The 18,152-nt window shown below is 73.7% G+C and carries 19 protein-coding genes; 6 read left to right on the top strand and 13 right to left on the bottom strand.

Features of this window, described 5'->3' with window-relative positions; genetic code table 11:
- The first annotated feature begins 21 nt into the window (after positions 1-21).
- Together ACLQ2R_RS07650 and ACLQ2R_RS07645 are read left to right on the top strand one after the other, a co-directional pair.
- Positions 22-1,518: an FG-GAP repeat protein gene (locus ACLQ2R_RS07650; RefSeq protein ID WP_425958627.1), complete on the top strand. Its 1,497-nt coding sequence runs from the start codon at positions 22-24 to the stop codon at positions 1,516-1,518.
- Positions 1,519-1,687: 169 nt separating this feature from the next.
- On the top strand, positions 1,688-2,908 hold the full coding sequence (locus ACLQ2R_RS07645; RefSeq protein ID WP_425958626.1) for an ROK family protein: 1,221 nt from the start codon (positions 1,688-1,690) through the stop codon (positions 2,906-2,908).
- Positions 2,909-2,920: 12 nt separating this feature from the next.
- On the opposite strand, the gene ACLQ2R_RS07640 is transcribed toward ACLQ2R_RS07645, so the two are convergent.
- From ACLQ2R_RS07640 to ACLQ2R_RS07630, 3 genes are all read right to left on the bottom strand, one after another.
- Positions 2,921-3,490 carry a hypothetical protein gene (locus ACLQ2R_RS07640; RefSeq protein ID WP_425958625.1) on the bottom strand — a complete coding sequence of 190 codons (570 nt, stop codon included), beginning with the start codon at positions 3,488-3,490 and terminating at the stop codon, positions 2,921-2,923.
- Positions 3,491-3,532: 42 nt separating this feature from the next.
- Positions 3,533-5,155 (bottom strand): alkaline phosphatase D family protein, encoded by a 1,623-nt coding sequence (locus ACLQ2R_RS07635; RefSeq protein WP_425958624.1) that lies wholly within the window; start codon positions 5,153-5,155, stop codon positions 3,533-3,535.
- Between the two features lie 113 nt (positions 5,156-5,268).
- Positions 5,269-6,102, bottom strand: coding sequence for a hypothetical protein (locus tag ACLQ2R_RS07630; protein ID WP_425958623.1), 834 nt, complete (start codon positions 6,100-6,102; stop codon positions 5,269-5,271).
- Positions 6,103-6,473: 371 nt separating this feature from the next.
- On the opposite strand from ACLQ2R_RS07630, the gene arfB reads away from it, so the two are divergent.
- On the top strand, positions 6,474-6,896 hold the full coding sequence (arfB, locus tag ACLQ2R_RS07625) for an alternative ribosome rescue aminoacyl-tRNA hydrolase ArfB (RefSeq protein ID WP_425958622.1): 423 nt from the start codon (positions 6,474-6,476) through the stop codon (positions 6,894-6,896).
- Between the two features lie 197 nt (positions 6,897-7,093).
- Complete coding sequence (locus ACLQ2R_RS07620; RefSeq protein WP_425958620.1) at positions 7,094-7,540, top strand: NUDIX hydrolase; 447 nt, start codon at positions 7,094-7,096, stop codon at positions 7,538-7,540.
- Positions 7,541-7,574: 34 nt separating this feature from the next.
- On the opposite strand, the gene ACLQ2R_RS07615 is transcribed toward ACLQ2R_RS07620, so the two are convergent.
- From ACLQ2R_RS07615 to ACLQ2R_RS07600, 4 genes are all read right to left on the bottom strand, one after another.
- Entirely contained in the window at positions 7,575-8,972 is a 1,398-nt protein-coding gene (locus ACLQ2R_RS07615; protein WP_425958619.1) for a glycosyltransferase family 39 protein, read from the bottom strand.
- Positions 8,973-9,182: 210 nt separating this feature from the next.
- The gene (locus ACLQ2R_RS07610; protein ID WP_425958618.1) at positions 9,183-9,965 is read right to left on the bottom strand and encodes an HAD-IIA family hydrolase; all 783 of its coding nucleotides are present in this window, start codon (positions 9,963-9,965) and stop codon (positions 9,183-9,185) included.
- A gap of 144 nt (positions 9,966-10,109) precedes the next feature.
- A complete protein-coding gene (locus tag ACLQ2R_RS07605; protein ID WP_425958617.1) occupies positions 10,110-10,541 on the bottom strand; it encodes a nuclear transport factor 2 family protein in 432 nt (143 codons plus the stop codon).
- 24 nt (positions 10,542-10,565) lie between these two features.
- Positions 10,566-11,465: a TIGR03619 family F420-dependent LLM class oxidoreductase gene (locus tag ACLQ2R_RS07600; RefSeq protein WP_425958616.1), complete on the bottom strand. Its 900-nt coding sequence runs from the start codon at positions 11,463-11,465 to the stop codon at positions 10,566-10,568.
- A gap of 56 nt (positions 11,466-11,521) precedes the next feature.
- Between ACLQ2R_RS07600 and ACLQ2R_RS07595 the strand changes: the two genes are divergently transcribed.
- A complete protein-coding gene (locus ACLQ2R_RS07595) occupies positions 11,522-12,436 on the top strand; it encodes a phosphotransferase family protein (RefSeq protein ID WP_425958615.1) in 915 nt (304 codons plus the stop codon).
- A 46-nt stretch (positions 12,437-12,482) separates the two neighbouring features.
- Positions 12,483-12,791 (top strand): zf-TFIIB domain-containing protein, encoded by a 309-nt coding sequence (locus ACLQ2R_RS07590; RefSeq protein WP_425958614.1) that lies wholly within the window; start codon positions 12,483-12,485, stop codon positions 12,789-12,791.
- A gap of 198 nt (positions 12,792-12,989) precedes the next feature.
- Here the strand turns inward: ACLQ2R_RS07590 and ACLQ2R_RS07585 are convergent, their stop codons facing one another.
- From ACLQ2R_RS07585 to ACLQ2R_RS07560, 6 genes are all read right to left on the bottom strand, one after another.
- Positions 12,990-13,979, bottom strand: coding sequence for a hypothetical protein (locus ACLQ2R_RS07585; RefSeq protein ID WP_425958613.1), 990 nt, complete (start codon positions 13,977-13,979; stop codon positions 12,990-12,992).
- Positions 13,980-14,026: 47 nt separating this feature from the next.
- Positions 14,027-15,481: a bifunctional phosphatase PAP2/diacylglycerol kinase family protein gene (locus ACLQ2R_RS07580; protein WP_425958612.1), complete on the bottom strand. Its 1,455-nt coding sequence runs from the start codon at positions 15,479-15,481 to the stop codon at positions 14,027-14,029.
- 129 nt (positions 15,482-15,610) lie between these two features.
- The gene (locus ACLQ2R_RS07575; protein ID WP_425958611.1) at positions 15,611-16,399 is read right to left on the bottom strand and encodes a polyphosphate kinase 2 family protein; all 789 of its coding nucleotides are present in this window, start codon (positions 16,397-16,399) and stop codon (positions 15,611-15,613) included.
- Between the two features lie 252 nt (positions 16,400-16,651).
- Positions 16,652-17,296: a GTP-binding protein gene (locus tag ACLQ2R_RS07570; RefSeq protein WP_425958610.1), complete on the bottom strand. Its 645-nt coding sequence runs from the start codon at positions 17,294-17,296 to the stop codon at positions 16,652-16,654.
- A complete protein-coding gene (locus tag ACLQ2R_RS07565) occupies positions 17,277-17,663 on the bottom strand; it encodes a DUF742 domain-containing protein (protein ID WP_425958609.1) in 387 nt (128 codons plus the stop codon). Before ACLQ2R_RS07565 ends, ACLQ2R_RS07570 begins: the two co-directional genes overlap by 20 nt.
- A complete protein-coding gene (locus ACLQ2R_RS07560; protein ID WP_425958608.1) occupies positions 17,660-18,091 on the bottom strand; it encodes a roadblock/LC7 domain-containing protein in 432 nt (143 codons plus the stop codon). The genes ACLQ2R_RS07565 and ACLQ2R_RS07560 overlap by 4 nt, the downstream gene beginning before the upstream one ends.
- Between the last annotated feature and the right edge of the window lie 61 nt (positions 18,092-18,152).

Here is an 18,152-nt window from a genome sequence, read left to right as displayed (position 1 = left end):
TCACCAGAAACCATCACGTCCATGAGAGCCGTGCTTCTCGCCTCCGCCCTCCTGGTCTCCGCGGTCCTTCCCTCACCCGCGCTCACGTCCCCGGCGCTCGCCTCCCTCGCACCCGCCCTCCCGGCGTTCGCCCCGCCCCCGGCCGCAGTGTCCTCGCGGGCCTCGCGGGCCTGTTCCGGCGTGCCGTCGGACTTCGACGGCGACGGGCGCGCCGACCTCGCGGTCGCCGCGCCGTACACCAGGTCGGGCGGGCACGCCCGCGCGGGATCGGTCACCGTCCTGTACGACCTGCGCACCGCCCGGAGGCTCACCCAGGACGGGGGCGAGACCGGGGACGCGTTCGGCTCGGCGCTGGCGAGCGGCGACTTCGACGGCGACCGCTGCGCCGACCTGGCCGTGGGCGTCTCCGAGAAGGACCGCTCCCGGCCCGGCGCCGACGGCGACGGCGCGGTACGGCTCTTCCACGGCTCCGCCGGCGGCCTGCGGCCGGGAAGGACCGTCGACGCCCGGGACCTGGGCCACAAGGGCCGATCCGGCCGGTTCGGGGCCGCGCTCGCGGCCGGTGACCTGGACGGCGACGGCGACGACGAGCTGGTGGTCGGCGCCCCCGGACTGGGCGGCGGCGCCGTCGGGGTGTACGGGTTCACCGGCCGCAGGCCCTCCATGGTCACGCAGGACACCCGCTGGATCGGGCAGCACGAGCGCGAGACCGACCAGTTCGGCGCGGTGCTCGCCACCGGGGACTTCGACGGCGACGGCCGCGACGAGATCGCCGTGGGCGCGCCCGCCGACACGGTGCTGAAGAACGGCCAGGGCTCGGTCACGGTCCTCGACGTCCGGCGCCGCGGGGCCGTCCGGCTCACCCAGGACAGTCCCCGGATCGGCGGGGCCGCCGAGGTCTGGGACTTCTTCGGCTCCGCGCTGGCCACCGGCGACTTCGACGCCGACGGACGCGACGACCTGGCGATCGGCGTACCGGGTGAGGGACTCTCGGAGAACCAGCGGGCGATGGACTACGGCGACGGCACCGTGCACGTCGTGTACGGCTCCACCGGCGGGCTGCGCGCGGGCACCTCCGAGGCGTGGTCGCAGCGGTCCCTGAACGGCGTGCCGCGCTACTTCGACCGCTTCGGCGCCGCCCTCGCCGCCGGCGACCTCAACGGGGACGGTGACGACGAGCTGGCGATCGGCGTGCCGGGCGAGAACGCCGTCCAGATCCTGGCGGGCACCCGCTCCGGCGGTCTCACCCGGCACGGCGACCTGCTGGTCACCGGTAAGGGCGGCGACTTCGGCGCGGCCCTGACCACGGTCGGGGGCCGCGGGCTGGTGGTCGCCGCCCCGCGCGACGGCAGGCTGACCCTGCTGCGCGGCACCGTGCGGAAGGGCCCCTACCCCGGCATCAGGCCCTCGACGGCGCGGACGCTGGCGACCGCGCCCGAGGACGCCCTGTTCGGGTACGCCTTCGCGACCTCGTCCACCGGCCGCCAGTCCACCGGCCGCCAGTCCACCGGCCGCTAGGACGGGTCCTCCGAGCCGGAGCTCCCGGGCGTCCGCGAGGGAGCCCCCGGCACCCGCGAGGGAGTTCCCGGCGCCCGCGGGGGACACGGGTGTCCCCGCCTCGACCCGGCACCACTTCGAGCCGGGAACGAGACCCGCCCGCTCGGAGGCTTTACCTAGGATGTCGGTCATGATCGGCGCAGCGCAGAGGACCGTCCGTGACCTACGTCGGGGCAACCGGGCGACCGTGCTGCGCGCCCTCTACTTCGACGGGCCCGCCAGCCGCCAGGAGCTCAGCGAGACCATCGGCCTCAGCCCCGCCACCGTCAGCAACGTGACCGGGGACCTGCTGGACAACGGGGTCATCGTCGAGGCGGGCCTGGTCGACTCCGACGGCGGCAGGCCCCGGGTGCTGCTGCGCGTCAACACCACCCACGGCTACACCGTCGGCGTCGACGTCGGCGAGACGCACGTGCGCGCCGAGCTGTTCGACCTGGACATGAACCGCAAGGCCCGCGCCGAGTACGCGCTCCGCCCGGCCCGCCACGACGCCGGCCTGGTCGCCGGGCACATCCTGTCCGGGATCGACGCTCTCCTCGGCGAGAGCGGCGTGCCCGGCGCGCGGGTGCTGGGCGTGGGGGTCGGCGTTCCCGGGATCGTCGAGACCGGGCCCGACGCGCTGATCCACGCCCCGACGCTGGGCTGGGACGGGGTGCCGCTGGGCAGACTCCTGCGGGCGGGCACGGACCTGCCGCTCTTCGTGGACAACGGCGCCAGGTCGATGGGCCAGGCCGAGCTCTGGTTCGGCGTGGGACGCCGGGCCAGGCACGCCGTCGTGGTGCTGATCGGCTCGGGGGTGGGGGCCAGCATCATCACCGACGGGACCACCTACCTGGGCGCCGACAGCAGCGCCGGCGAGTGGGGCCACACGAAGATCATGGTGGGCGGGCACCGGTGCCACTGCGGCGGCCGGGGCTGCCTGGAGGCCTACGTCGGGGCCAGAGGCATCCTGGAACGGGCCGGGGTGTGGACCGAGACCGTCGACGAGCAGGCCGCGCTGGCCGAGCTGGTGACCGGCGGCTCCCCGATCGTCGACGAGACCGTCACCTACCTGGGCGTCGGCCTGGCCAACCTGATCAACCTGCTCAACCCCGAACGGATCATCATCGGCGGCTGGGCCGGCGTGCTGCTCGGCGAGCACCTGCTGACGAGGATCAGGAAGGTCGCCGCGGACAACTGCCTGGCGCAGCCGTACCGGACGGTCTCCATCGGGCTGGGGCGCCTCGGGGTCGACTCCGTCACGCTGGGCGCCGCCACCCTCGTGGTCGAGGACTTCCTGCGCGACTCCGTGCCCTCGGTCCCCGGGGGCGCCTCCGCGCGCCCCCGGAGACCGGCCGGTGTCGGGCCCTGAGACCGTGCTACGTCAGCGGATACGCGTGTCGGCCTTGATGGTGCGCCGGGCCTGCTTGGCGAGCTTGCCCCTGTCGGCCTTGGCGTCGGAGGTGGCGATCGCCCCGAACCTCACCGCGGCCTTGCCCCGGCGCGGCCCGGCCCACGCGCGGATCCGCACGGCGGTCGAGTCGCCCCGGTCGAGAGAGGTGATCCAGCAGGCCACGGTGCGGCGCTTGACCGAGCAGCTCACGCTGCGCGGCTTGGAGACCACCTTGACCTTGCGGAAGCGGGTGGAGAAGGCGCCGGTCAGCATCACGTAGTGCTGGCCCTTCGCCTTCCTGTTCTTGATCTTGACGGTGTAGACGAGGGAGCCGCCCCGGCGGACGTGCCTGGGATAGAGGATCACGTACCCGAAGTCGGCCGCCCCGGAGGGGGACGTCACCGAGAGGGGCGCCGCGGTGAACGACGACCCGGGATGGGCGAGGGAGGGCGCCGTGAGCGCCGCGGTCCCGGCGGTCGCGGCGGGAACGTGGACAAGGAGGGTGCCGCTCAGCGCCGCGGCGAGAACCGCGGCACCGAGCCTCGTGGTGGTAGACCTCATACGCGGCATCATCCAACAAATACCGGCAAATTCCTCTGTTGCTCAGGTCAGTGAGGCCTGTCCTGCCGGGATGGTGAGCCGGGCGCCGGTCTTCGCCGGGGCGCCCTTCCTGCTGATGTGCTCCAGGACGCGGAAGTCGGCGTCGAGCTCCTCGGCGGTGACGCGGCAGACGATGTAGCCGCGCCGCTGGTCCAGGTAGGAGATGTGCGGGTTCTCCGCGATCGTCTCGGCGATGCGGCCCTCGTCGCGGTAGCCGTCACCGTCGCTGGCGATCGAGGAGGCGACCAGCTCCACCGCCACCCGGGGCGAGTCGGGATCGTCGAAGTCGAGTTTCAGGTCGGCCGCGTGGTGCATGTGCGCGTCGCCGGTCAGCACCACCGGGTTGGCGGCGCCCGACCTCTGGAACCCGGTCAGCAGGCGGGTGCGCTCCGCGGCGTAGCCGTCCCATGAGTCCATGTTGACCTCGGTGCCCGGCCCCACCTTGACGTCGCGCTGGGCCATCAGGATCTGCTGGCCCACCAGGTTCCAGCGGGCCCCCGACGTGGCCAGGCCGTCCAGCAGCCAGTCCCGCTGGTCCCTGCCGAGCAGGGTGCGCCCGCTCGCCAGCCGGTCGTCGCAGCCGGACCGCAGCCCGTCCTCGCAGGCCTGGTCGTCGCGGAACTGCCGGGTGTCGAGCAGGTGGAAGCGGGCCAGCGGGCCCCAGTCCACCCGGCGGTGGACGCGCATCGCCGCCCCACCGGGCACGCTGGTCCGCCGCAGCGGCATGTTCTCGTAGTACGCCTGGAAGGCGTTGGCCCTGCGCCTGGCGAAGGCCGGGGCGCCGGAGCTGGAGACGTCCGCCGCCCAGTTGTTCTCGATCTCGTGGTCGTCGAAGGAGACCAGCCAGGGCGCGACCGCGTGCGCCTCCTGCAGGTCGGCGTCGCTCTTGTACTGCGCGTGCCGCAACCGGTAGTCGGCCAGGGTCACGCACGGGCCCGGGGTGTGCTGCCGGACGCTCCCGCCGAGCGCCGTGTACCCCCGGGGGCCGTACTCGTACATGTAGTCGCCCAGGTGGAGCACCAGGTCGGGTTCCTGCTCGGCCAGCCTGCGGTACGCGGTGTAGAAACCGTGCTCGTAGTGGGCGCAGGCGGCCACCGCGAAGGTGAGCGAGGCCGACGCGAGGGCCGCCGGTGCCACCGACGACGCGGACGACGGGGACACTGAGGGCCGCGGGGACGGCACCGCCGGGGCGGTGCGGGTACGTCCCGTCGGCGACAGGCGCCCCCCGGCCCGGAAGCGGTAGAAGTACTCCCTGCCGGGTTCCAGCCCGTCGACCTCGACGTGGACGCTGTGCGCGCGCCTCCAGCGGGCGCTCTCGGTGCCCCCGCGGACCACTCTGGAGAAGCGCTCGTCGGTGGCGAGCTGCCACCGCACGTCCACGTCCCGGCTCGGCATCCCTCCGCGGCCGTTCGGCCCCAGCGGGTCGAGGGCGAGCCTGGTCCAGAGCACCACGCCGTCCGCCGACGGGTCCCCGGAGGCGATGCCCAGGGTGAACGGGTCGGCGGCGAGGGCCCGGGAGGGGGTGAGGGCGCCGGCGGGGGTGGCCCCGGCGCCGGTCAGCAACAGGCCGCCCGCACCAGCGGCGGCGACGGAAAGGAACGTTCTGCGTGACGGCGTCTGCTCCACGTTCCCAGTGCAACCGGCCGACCTTTCCCCGCCGTGGCGTGCGGCCCACGACAGGATGAACAGGGCCCGCACAGGCGGGCCCCGCCCGCGCCGGTCCCCCACCGTCCGGCGGCTCAGCCCAGGTACGGCTTGAGGTGCGCGTTCAGGGCGCCGCAGCCCAGGTACTTCTCCACGGTGTGGAAGTCGATCCAGTCGAGATCCACCAGCGCCTCCTGGTCGACCCCGGTGAAGCAGGTCCGCAGGCCCGGCGGGATCGCCGCGATGTCGTCCTTGTCGGCGATGTTGACCCAGCGCCCGACCGTGCGGGGCCGCTCGCCCCGGCCGTTGACCGGGGCCGGGACCAGGTGGTCGAAGATGACGTCGCGCATGCCGAGCGGGCTGCCCAGGGTGATCAGCAGCTCGACCTTCAGGTCGGGGTTGGCCCAGAGCGTCTCGTAGGTCACCACGCTGCCCAGCGAGTGCGCGATCACCACCTTGGGGCGGTTCCGCCTGATCACCTCGGCCACGGCCGCCCGCGCCCTCGCCCTCGCCTGGCTCCCGGCCGCCATGTAGGCGGCGACCTCGGGACAGAACAGCCGGGCGAAGTCCGCGGCGTTGCCCTGCAGGCGGCCCAGCAGCCAGCCGGCCACCCGGTTCAGGGTCCCGGTCAGCCCCTCCCCCACCGCGTCGAGCTGCCCGGCCCAGGCGACGAGGACCTTCTGGGCGCCGACGTCCATGCCGCGTACCGTGCGCGCCGTCTCCTGCTTGCTCTCCCCCAGCAGGTGGGCGTAGTAGGCGATCTCGGTGATGTAGCGCTCCCTGGCGTGCGGCCTGCCACCGGTCAGGCCCAGGTGCAGGTAGCGGTCCCACTTGTCGCGCATCGCGACGGCGGCCCCGTCGACCGAGTTGCCCGCCTCGCGGTAGTACCGGTACTTGCCGATGCCGTGCACACCGACGATCGCGCTCATACGCCCCCGCCTCCCCTGCCCGATGATCCGCCGTCACCGATGTCGGCGGTGCACGTCCCCGCGCCGGGGCGCGTCCCGGGCGCGGGCGTCCCGGTAACTGTGACGCACGGAAACCGCGCGCCACAAGGCCGCGCCGAGGCACGCCCCCGTCCCGGACCGATCCCGGGGTCCCCGGACCGGGTCGCCCGGACCCGTGACCGCCCGGAGGCGGTGATCGTGCCCGGGGCGGGCATAAACCGGTTGGTACGCGCTCACCGCCCCTGGATACCCTGGGGAGGCTCCCGGCGCCACGGAAGGTCCGTGAGAAGCCCGCAGGCCCGAAGGGCCCCGCCGGAACGGCACGTCCCGCGGACGCGAGAAGGAGGTCCCCCATGCCCGGTCCGCTCCAGATCAACGGTTCGGTCTCCGTCCCCGAGGCCGAGCTCGGCTGGCGGTTCTCCCGCTCCTCAGGTCCCGGCGGGCAGGGGGTCAACACCACCGACAGCCGGGTCGAGCTCAGCTTCGACCTGGCCGCCACCGAGGCGCTCGGCCCCGTCTTCAAGGCCCGTGCCCTCGAACGCCTCGGTCCCCGCCTCGTCAACGGCGTGATCACCATCGCGGCCTCGGAGTTCCGCTCCCAGCTTCGCAACCGCGAGGCCGCCGAGATGCGGCTGGCCCAGATGCTGCGCGAGGCGATCGCCCCGCCGCCCAAGAAGCGCCGCCCCACCAAACCGAGCAGGGGTGCGGTCGAGCGGCGGATCGCGGCCAAGAAGCGGCGCTCCGACCTCAAGCGCCTGCGCGGCGACCAGCACTGACCGCCCCACCCCGTAACGTCGACCGGCACCGGCCGTCCCGCACCTGAGCGGCGACCGGCGCCGACCGTCCCGGACAGGCACCGGCCGCCCCGTACCTGGGCGCCCGCGCGGCGACCGGCGCCGGTGGTCCCGCCCCCCCCGCCCCCCGGCGAGGCGGGCAGAGGCTCTCACCGGGGGTGACGTGACACAATGGCCCCATGCCCGTCACACCCAGCGTCCGCGCCGTCCTCCTCGACGATGACGACCGGCTGGTGCTGTTCCGCCGCACGGTCCCCGGCCAGGAGCTCTACTGGTCGGTCCCGGGTGGCCACGTCGAGCCCGAGGACGCCTCGCTGGAGCACACCCTGCACCGTGAGGTCATGGAGGAGCTCGGCGCCGTGGTCTCCGACGTCACCCCGCTGACCACCCTGGAGTGCGTCCGTGACGAGGGCGTCAAGACCCAGCACGTGTACGGCTGCCGGTTGGTGTCCATGGACCCGGCCCTGCGCTGCGGCCCGGAGTTCGACGACCCCGCGCGCGGCCACTACGAGGTGATGCGCCTCCCCCTCGACCCGGCCACCCTCTCCTCCCTCAACCTCGTCCCCCCGGAGCTCGGCGTCTACCTCGCCGGCACCGTCACCCGCCTGCCCGCCCTGATCGGCTGACCTCCCGCGCCCGGAGTCCCCGGAGGGCGCGGGATCAGGGCCGTTCGCGGACGTAGAGGCTGAACCACGAGTACCCGAAGTCGTCGGTGGACGTCAGGGCGAAGTCGCGGTTGGCCATGAGGGCCAGATAGCGCTCCTCGTCCCCCTCGAAGACCTTGTCCTTGTACTTCCTGCCGCCGCTGACCAGCCAGACGCGTTCGACCCCCTCCAGCGCGGCCGCGAGCTGCGCGGCGTTCCTCGGCTCGCGCCCGCCGGGAACGAAGGTGAGGTCGCGCAGGTTCCGGTAGGCGTCCTCGTACACGGCGACGAACAGGCGCCTCTTCTCCGCCATGTAGAGCACGGCGTCACCGGGGCGCTGCCTGGCCAGCAGCGCGGCGGCCATGGAACGCAGGTCGTCGGGGCGCCCGTCCGGCTCGCGGATCGTCAGGTGCGCCGGGACGGTCAGCGCCGCGACGAGGACCAGCCCGATCCAGCCCGCCGCCCGGGGTCGCAGGGCGTTCAGGCCCGCCCCGGCGAGCAGCGCGACGGCGGGGACGGCGAAGAGCACGTACCTCGGGTGGAAGACGGGGTGGACCAGGGAGATCGCCATGGACACGAACGGCAGCAGCGCCCAGGGCAGCGCGACCACCGCCAGACGCCCGCCGGAGCGCGTCCCGAGGACCACGAGGGCGGCCAGGAGCAGTGCCACCCATCCGGTGCCCGCCACCTCCTCACCGAACCAGGCGATGTCGGTGAGCTTCGACGGCTGCAACCACGACAGCTGGGCCTCGCGCTGGCCCGCCGCCAGAAGCGCGAGCGGGGCGATCCCGGCCGCGGCCAAGGCCAGCGCCCCGGCGAACCGCACGACCTCGGACCGGAACGGCGACGGCGACGAGGACGGGGACGACGGGGACGGGGACGACGCGCGGTGCCGGTGCAGCAGCACCGTCGCCACGTGCGCGACGACCAGGAGCAGCGCGTAGACGTGCAACCACCCGAGCAGCACCAGGCAGGCCCCGTAGGCCGCGTACCACCGGCGGCCGGATCGCCGCGTCGCCTCGACCAGCGCCCAGGTGGCCAGGACGGCCACCGCCGTCACGATCGCGTAGCCGCGCGCCTCCTGGGCGTACCGGCTCACCATCGGCAGCACGGCGTAGAGCGATCCGGCCAGGAGGCCTGCCCCGGGGGTGGCGAGCCTCCTTCCCAGGACCACGATGCCGTACGCGGCGGCGGCCGTGGCGACGGCCGAGGGCAGGCGCATGGCCAGCTCGCCGGTCGAGAACGCGGCGAACGGCCGCAGCAGGAGGTAGTAGAGCGCGTGCACCCGGTCGATGCTCCCGAGCAGGTGCCACAGATCGCCGAGAGGCATCGACGCGGCCAGGGCGCTGACCGACTCGTCGCGCCAGAACGAGGGCGTGGTGATGCCCCAGAGCCCGATCAGCAGCGCCGCCACCGCCGGGATCGTCTCCGGCGGGCGGAACCGCTCGCGAGACCGAATCCCGTCCTTTTCCGCGGCAACCGTCACATCACGCTATTTCACACCATGAGGGTGAACGACGCGACGGCCCGGCGGAATCGTCCCGGACGCCCCGGCCCACGCCCGGGCGGGACGTGCCACTTCGCCGGCTCTCCGGCGCAGGCTCCCGCCCGCGCGGGACGCGCCTCAGTCGATCAGTTCGATCAGGTCGGCGACCGAGTCGACCACCCGGGACGGGCGGAACGGGTAACGGTCGACCTGGTCCTTGCTGACGACCCCGCTGAGCACCAGGATCGTGTGCAGCCCCGCCTCCATGCCCGAGACGATGTCGGTGTCCATCCGGTCGCCGATCATCGCGGTGGTCTCGCTGTGCCCGTCGATGGCCCGCAGCGCGCTGCGCATCATCATCGGGTTGGGCTTGCCCACGAAGTAGGGCTCCACCCCGGTCGCCTTGGTGATCATCGCGGCGACCGCGCCGCAGGCGGGCAGCGACCCCTCGTTGGACGGCCCCACCGGGTCGGGGTTGGTCGCGATGAACCGGGCGCCGCCCTCGATCAACCGGATCGCCCGGGTGATCTGGGTGAAGCTGTAGGTGCGGGTCTCGCCGAGGACCACGTAGTCGGGGGCGATGTCGGTCAGGACGTAGCCGATCTCGTGCAGGGCCGTGGTCAGCCCCGCCTCCCCCACCACGTACGCCGAGCCGCCGGGGCGCTGACCGTCCAGGAACCTGGCCGTGGCCAGCGCGGAGGTCCAGATCGACTCCGGCGGCACCTCCAGCCCGGCGGCGCGCAACCGGACGGCCAGGTCGCGCGGGGTGTATATCGAGTTGTTGGTCAGGACCAGGAACCGCTTGCCCGACTCGCGCAGGCGGCGGATGAACTCGTCGGCGCCGGGCACCGGGTGTCCTTCGTGGACGAGGACACCGTCCATGTCCGACAACCAGCACTCGATCGGCTTGCGCTCGTCCACCGTTCTCCCCTGCTCCCTGTCGACGCGTACAGGACCAAGGATGACAGGTACCGGACGGGCCACCCGTCGGCAGGCCCCGCCCCTGCCGCCCCTGCCGCCCCCGTCGGATTCCCGCGCCTCCCCGGCATCACCGGGCGGGAAGGGTCACCGCACGGTCCGCCAGGTCTGCTCCTCGACCAGCTCCCTGCTGCGCCAGCCGTACGTCGTGCGCACCAGCCGGTGACGGTACCAGCCGCCGCCGCGGACGAACCCGGGGGTGTCGGCGGCGACCGTCCGCCTGGTCGGCGCGAGCGTGTCGGTGAAGGAGGCGACGACCTCCGCCTCGTCGCCGTCGAACCTGACGCTCATCGCCCCGATCAGGTGCTGGCGTCCCGGCCAGGCCGGCAGCACCTCCGCCAGCCACCGCCGCGCCTCGTCCCTGCCGCCCCTGATGCCCCCGGCCGAGGTGTAGTCGATCACCGCGTCCGGGGTGAAGACGAGGTCGAGCCGTTCCCAGTCCCCGCTGTCCACCGCGTAGGCGTACCGCGCGAGCAGTTCGCCGATCTCCAGCCGGTCCGCCATCTCCTGTTCCCGCATGCCCTCATAGAACCAAACGCTTGCTCAGGGCGCGAGGGCCTCCAGGGCCTCCTCCGCCCGGCGCATCGACGCGGCGGGGTCCGCGGAGGGCGATCCGATCTCCGGGTCGAAGTTGAGGTCGTGGAAGACGTCGGTGACGCCCCTGGCCCCGAGCGCGGCGACGTCGCCCCGGATCTCCTCGAACGAGCCGGTCAGCGCCTCGCGCCCCGTCGCTCCGGCCGGCCGGACGCGGGTGACGCCCCGGGTGACGAACCGCAGCGCCTCCGGATCGCGTCCGGCGGCACGTGCCGCTTCCTTTACAATGTAGATTTTTTCGTTGATGCCGCCGAGGTCCTCGCGGCTCGAACTGATCCAGCCCTCGGCCAGCCGTCCCGCGCGCCGCAGCGCCACGTCCGCCGACCCGCCCAGCAGGATCGGCGGGACGAGCGGCGGCTTGGGGTCCTGGTGCACCGGCGGCAGCTCGTAGAACTCGCCCCGGTGCTCCACGGTCTCCTCGGTCCACAGCCGCCGCAGCAGCGGGACGAACTCCTCCCCGCGCCGCCCGCGCCGCTCGAACGACGCCCCCGAGGCGGCGAACTCCTCCGGCAGCCAGCCCAGTCCGAGACCGGCGTCCAGCCGCCCGCCCGAGACCGCCTGCAGGCTCGCCAGCTGCTTGGCCAGCAGCGCGGGCGAGGCGAACGGGATGTTCAGCACCGCCACCCCGAGCCGGACCCGTTCGGTCAGCCCGGCCAGGTAGGCCAGCGTGACCACCGGGTCGTGCACGCTGCGGTAGACCGGCCCCATCGCGTGGCCCCGCGGGTAGAGCAGGCGCTGGAACGTCCACAGCTCGTGGTAGCCGAGCTCCTCGGCCCTGCGGGCGATCCGTGCCATGTTGGCCGGCGTCGCCCACGAACCCGACACCGGCACCGCGAACCCGATCCTCATACCGGCACCCTATTCGGCCGGACGGCGGGGCCGCCGATCGGTGGTTCACTTACCCGATGGAGAGCGAGGACCTGATCGACCGCCTGCGCCGCATCGGCACCCGGTACGGCGGCGTTCCCGGAACCGTGATGCCGACCAGGCCGGACGTGGTCATCGTGCGGGCCGGTCCCGTCGTCGTCAAGGCGCACGCGCCCGGCGCGGAGCGGGAGCCGCTGGTGGAGCGGATGCGGGCCGTCGTCCACCCGGCGCTGGACGGCATCGTGCTGCGGCCGGTCACCGCGGAGGTCATGACCGCCGGGGACCGCCTGGTCACCGTCTGGCCGGCCGGGACGCCGGTGGACCACGACGACCCCGACGCGGCGCCCTGGGAGGCCGCGGCCCGGCTGCTGGCCCGGCTGCACACCGTACCGGCGCGGGCGCTTCCCCCGCTGCGGGCCGCGGGCGGTCCCGCGCGGGTGGCCACGACCGTCGCCCGGCTCGGGGACCGCTCCGCCGCGGAACTGGTCGTGCGCCGCGCCTTCACCTGCCTTCCCCCCGAGGGCACCGGCTCCGGCGACCCCGGCGGCCCGCGCGCGGGCCTGACCCACGGCGACTGGCACATGGGCCAGCTCGTCCGCGCCCCGGAGGAGTGGATCCTCATCGACGTCGACGACCTGGGCGTCGGCGACCAGGCCTGGGACCTGTCCAGGCCCGCCGCCTGGTTCGCGGCCGGACTGCTGGAGCCCGAGGTCTGGCACCGCTTCCTGGCGGCCTACCACGCCGCGGGCGGGATCGCCGTCCCCGCGGACGGCGACCCGTGGGAACGGCTGGAGATCCCCGCGCAGGCGATGACCGTGCAGCTCGCGGCGGCCGCGGTGGCCACGGCACGGCGGCAGGGACGCGCGCTGGACGAGGTGGAGGAGGTGCTCGTCGAGGCGTGCCTGAGGATTGTCCGTCACCGAACCGCCTGCCGGGGCGCGCCCACGCAGTAGGTTGTGGGTACGTCGGTTACCACGTCCGAACAAGGAGAACGACCAGATGCAGTGCCCCAAGTGTCGGGGTGCCATGCGCACCTACGAGCGCAACGGCGTTCACATCGACCAGTGTGAGAGCTGTCGCGGAATCTTCCTGGACTACGGCGAGCTCGAGACACTGACCCGCATGGAGAGCCAGTGGTCGCAGCAGACCCACGCCGCTCCCCCGCCGCCGCCCCCGCCGCCCGTGCACGGGGCCCCCGCCTACGGAGCCCCCGGCTACGGCGCTCCCGCGTGGGGCGCGCCGCACCACGGCGGCCACTACGGCCACCACCGCCAGCGCAGCTGGGTGGGAATGCTCTTCTCGACCTGATCGGGGTCCGGAGGACATGAAACGGAGACCGCGATCCCCTGAGGGGGTCGCGGTCTCCGCGTTCGCAGCGGTCCCGGCGTCCGCGCCGGTCTCCGCGTCCGCGCCGGTCTCGGCGTTCTCAGCGGTCCCGGCATTCGCGCCGGTCTCCGTGTTCGCGCCGGCGGCGCCCACGGGCCGGCGCTCGGGCCCGGCGGGCGGTCAGCCGGGGAAGTCGTTCGGGTTGATCTTCTTGGGCTTCACGTTCCCCCCGACGACGCTGTGCAGCGTGATCGTCCAGACCGACCAGCGGATGTGGGTCGCGGTCCTGGTGGTGGTGAACCGCACGCTCTTGCCGAACTGCTGGAAGTCGCACGACCGGGTGAAGGTGCGGGCCTTGGAGTCCCAGTCCTCGCCGAAGGTGTAGTAGATCTTGTAGTTGCCGTCCCGCACACCCTGGATCTTGAACTTCGACTTCTTGCGGACGTACACGCTGACGGCCTTCCTGCCGCCGCGTACCAGGATGACCACGGCGTCCTGCGCGGTGCCGTTGCGCAGTTCGAGGGAACCGCGGCCCGACCGGCTCTCCGAGGCGACGAAGCTGCCGTTGGACAGCCGCCGGTCGCGCTCCTTGGGCGCCTTGACCGAGATGACGCTCGCCGGGTAGCCGCTCAGCGCGCCGGCGGCCCGCTCCACCGCGCTCAGCGAGCCCTCCTTGCCCATGTTGGCCAGCACGGCCGGGCCGGTGCACAGCTGCTGGGACGCGGCGTCCTGGCGGGCGCCGCCGAAGGAGGCCGACAGGTCGCGCAGTGCCGCGACGTAACCGTCGTGCTGGGCCTTCACCTCCGCGGGCGGGGAGAGCGCGCCCAGCCGGGTCACCGCCCCGTCCACCGCGGTGGTGGTCCGGTCGAGCTGCTTGCCGAGCGTCTTCAGGCCGCCGGTCCCGGCGAGCCGCTTCACCGCGTCGCGGATCGGGTCGCGCGCCTCCTGAAGCTCCGTGCGGTACTCGTCGGCCGTCAGCGCCACGGCACCGGGCGAGACGCCGGGGTCCCCGGGCTCCGGCGAGGAGGCGGGACCGCCGGAACCCTCGCCCGCGCCGACCACGCCGCCCGCGGTGGGGGGGCCGACCACGGGGTCGCCGGGAGCGGAGGTGCAGGCGGTCAGGGCCACCAGGGTGACCACGGCACAGGAGAGAATACGGGGGGCAGTCACCGCACAACTATTGCCGTATCCGTCACGGTGCGTCAAACAGCACCCGGTCACGGGCCCTGGCCGGCCCCCTCCGCCCTGCGGATCACCAGGAGCGAGCGCGGGCGCTTGGTGAACTCCACCTCGCCGGAGACGGTGAACGTCTCGCCGTCGCTGCCCAGCAGCAGCCGTCCCGAGGGCGCCGAGAGGCGCAGCGTGTCGGCCTGCCACTGCTGGTGGTGGTGCGACAGCTTCACCCTTCCGGCCAGCAGGCTGAGGAAGACCCGCACGCGGGGCAGCCGGTCGGCGGCGGCGAGCACGCGGATGTCCAGCAGGCCGTCCTCCAGGCGGTGTCTCCTGGAGGGTGCGCCACCGCGCGGCTCGTGCAGGCAGTTGCCCACGAACACCGTCCAGACGCGGCGGGGCACGCCGTCCACGACCAGGTCGACGGGGCGCGCGCCTCCGGGGCCGAGCAGCTCGGCCATGGCCCACAGCAGGGCGGGCCACTTGCCGATCCGGCCCTGCCGTCGCTCCCATCGTTCCGTCAGCGCGGGGTGGAGGCCCACGGTGGCGCTGTTGACGAACGTCCGGCCCGCCACCTCCCCCACGTCGACGGCGACGAGATCGCCGGTGTGGTACGCGTCCACGGCCTCCTGCACGGTCTCCACCCCGAGCGCGCGGGTGAAGCGGCCGTGACCGCCCGCGGGGACGACCAGCAGCGGGGTGGCGCCGCCCGCGGTCTCCCCGGCGGCGAGGTCGACCGTGGAGTCGTTCCCGGCCACGGCGAGCACCGTGGCCCGCGAGGCGGCCTCCCGCAGGACGGCGCCGAGGTCGGCGTCGCGCGCCACCTCCACGACCTCGGCCCGGGGCAGGGCCTCGCGCAACTGCTGCGCGACGCCGGTGTCGGCGGAGCCGTCGACCACGGCGATCGCCCCCTCGCCGCCGGGGTCGAGCCGCGCCGAGGGCGCGGTGAGCGCCGCGCGGGCCTGCCCTGCCTCACCGGCCTCGGGCCAGATACGGCGGGTGATCAGCCCGGCCGCCACCCCGACCCCTGCTCCCACGAGCACGTCGCCGGGGTAGTGCACGCCGGTGTAGACGCGGGAGAAGCAGACCCCGGCCGCCAGCAGCGCGACCGGCACGGCGACCGCCCGGGGGGCCTCCATCGCCACGGCGGCGGCGAAGGCCCCGGCCGAGGCCGAATGGCCCGAGGGGAACGACGCCGAGAGCGGCATCTTGATCAGCACGCCGGGGAGTCCCTCGGCCGACGGCCGCCTGCGGCCGAACGCCTGCTTGCCGACCAGGTTGACCAGCGGGCTGGCCAGGCTGACCGCGAGCAGCCCCCGGGTGGCGGCGCGGCGCAGCGGCCGGCGTCCGCTGACCGCCAGCGCGCCGGCCAGGCCGGCCCACAGCAGCGAGTTGTCGGCCGCGCGGGACAGCGCGGGCACGACCCGGTCCAGACCCGGCAGCCTCGTGCCCGCCACCATGGCGAACACCCGCCGGTCCAGCCTGCTCAGACGCGAGCTCAACCGCATGCGCCGTACACCCCCCTGCGTCGAAGAAGACCGATGACGGGCCGGCGGGCGCCGGGTTCCCCCGGCCGTCCCGGCACCCGGCGCGCGTCACCCTTGCACGATCCCACCCCGGGCCGCCCCCGGTCAGTCGTCCGCCGCCCCGGCCGCGCCCTGCGGGGCGCTCACCGCCTCCTGTCCCCGGGCGGCGAGCTCGGCCTCGACGGCGTCGCAGACGGTCTCGGCCACCGTGACGCGGGCCAGGCGCTTGTCGTCCCCGGGGACCACGTGCCAGGGCGCCCCCGGGTGGTCGGTGCGGGCGAGCATCTCCTCGACCGCGGCCTCGTACTGCGGCCGCTTCTCGCGGTTGCGCCAGTCCTCGTCGGTGAGCTTCCAGGCGCGCAGCGGATCGGCGGCCCGGTCCTGGAAGCGCCGGAGCTGCTCCTCCTCGGAGACGTGCATCCAGAACTTGACCATGATCATGCCCTCGGCGGCGAGGGTCCGCTCGAACTCCACGATCTCCTCGTACGCGCGCGACCACTGCCGCTCGGTGGCGAAGCCCTCGACCCGCTCCACCAGCACCCGCCCGTACCAGGAGCGGTCGAGCACGGCCATCCCGCCCCAGCCGGGCAGGACGGGCCAGAACCGCCACAGGAAGTGGTGGCGCTTCTCGTCGTAGGTCGGCGCGGCGAACTGCGCCACGCGGACGTGGCGCGGGTCCAGCGGGCGTACCAGCCGCTTGATGGCGCCTCCCTTGCCCGAGGCGTCCCAGCCCTCGAAGACCACGCACAGGGGCGGGCCGATGCGTTTCTCGCCGGCCTGGCCGCCGAGCGTGAGCCGCAGGCGGAGCAGGCGTTCGAGGGCGGCGTCGAGGCGCTCGGACGCCTCCTTCTTGGAGAGCTTCTGCGAAAGGTCGATCTTGGACAGGCGGTTCATACCGACAAGCCTCGCATGTCCAGCGCGGCGGGCGGCGCCGGGAACGGCCCGGCCGTGTCCTCCCGGCAGGCCCGTGCCCGGCCGGGACGTCCAGGACCAGGTCGTCCCCGTGGAAGGAGGGCATCATGTGGTGGTCGTGCCGGCCAGGGGGGCGTCCTCGGGGTACCAGCCCTGACCGTGCTCACCGTACACGGTCCACTTGCACGGGAAGCCCGCGCGCACCCGCAGGCGGGCCGCCGGAGGGGCCGCCGGTCAGCGGCTCCCGGTGGACTCGGCCGGGGAGGACGTGTCCGGCAGGGGCTGGGCCTTCACGCCCAGCCGCGTCCTCATCGCGTGCTCCACCAGCGTGATGAGGACCTCCATGCCGGACGCGCGCCGCCGGGCGTCGCACATCACGATCGGGATGTCCTCGTGCAGCGTCAGGCCGAGCCTGACCTCGTCGAGGTCGTAGCGGCGGGCGCCGTCGAAGCAGTTGACCGCGACGACGAAGGGGGTCTCGCGGCGCTCGAAGTAGTCGAGCGAGGGGAAGCAGTCGGCCAGCCTGCGGGTGTCGGCGATGACCACGGCGCCGAGGGCGCCCAGGGCCAGCTCGTCCCAGAGGAACCAGAACCGCTCCTGGCCCGGCGTGCCGAACAGGTACAGGCGGTAGTCGTCGCCGATGGTGATGCGGCCGAAGTCCATCGCGACCGTGGTGGTCTGCTTGGTCTCCACGCCCGACAGGTCGTCGACGCCGACGCCCCGGTTGCTCAGGACCTCCTCGGTGCGCAGCGGCTCTATCTCGGAGACCGCTCCGACCAGCGTGGTCTTGCCCGCGCCGAACCCTCCCGCGACCAGGATCTTGATCGCCTTGGGCAGCTTCACCCTTCCGGCGTCGCGGCTAGAGCGCACGGAGTCCATCGAGCACCGCCCTGTACAGCCTTTCGTCGTGCATGTCGGTCTCCGAATGCGGTTCTTGCATGGCGATGAATCCCTGGTCGAGCAGGTCACCGAGCAGGACACGGACCGTGCCCGCCGGAAGGTTGGTGCGGGCGGCGATCTCCGCGACCGACTGGGGCTGCAGGCACAGCGAGACGATGGCCACGCACTCCGGGTCCAGGCCGGGCTCCCTCGGTGCCACCTGGCGGACGGTCACCACCAGCGTGATGAGATCGATCTTACCCCGGCTCGGCTCGGTCCTGCCGCGCGTCAGCACGTACGGCCGGACGATCGGCCCCGCCGCGCCGTCCACCCACAGGTTGTCCGGCTGCTCGTCGAAGATGCTCATGGCGTGCCGTCACCCCGGAAGGAGGACTCCGCGGTCCTGGTGGGCGAGGTGAGGTACTGGCCGACCCGGGTGACGAGCATGGCCATCTCGTAGGCGACCAGGCCGACGTCCGCCTCGGTCCCGCAGAGCAGCGCCAGGCAGGCGCCCTCCCCGGCGGCTGTGACGATCAGGTACGCCGATCGCATCTCGATGATGGTCTGGCGCATCGGGCCGCCGCCGACCCGGTCGCTGACCCCGCGCCCGAGGCTCTGGATCGCCGAGCCGACGGCGGCCAGGTGCTCGGCGTCGGCCGGGGAGAACCCGGCCGACGCGCCCAGCAGCAGGCCGTCGGTGGAGAAGACGATTCCGTGCCGGGCTTCCTCCACCCGAGCGACCAGGTCGTCCAGCAACCAGGCCAGGTCCGTGAAAGATCCTGTTCCCTGCACCACTCGTTGTCCTCTCCTTCTGCCTGCAGGCGTTCCGCGCCGCCTGCCCGGCGCGCGTCCTGGG

It is taken from the genome of Streptosporangium sp. DT93 (assembly GCF_049844535.1).
Lineage (GTDB): Bacteria > Actinomycetota > Actinomycetes > Streptosporangiales > Streptosporangiaceae > Streptosporangium.
Note: the sequence above shows the minus strand (reverse complement) of the source record. Positions and strands in the feature narration are given on the sequence as shown.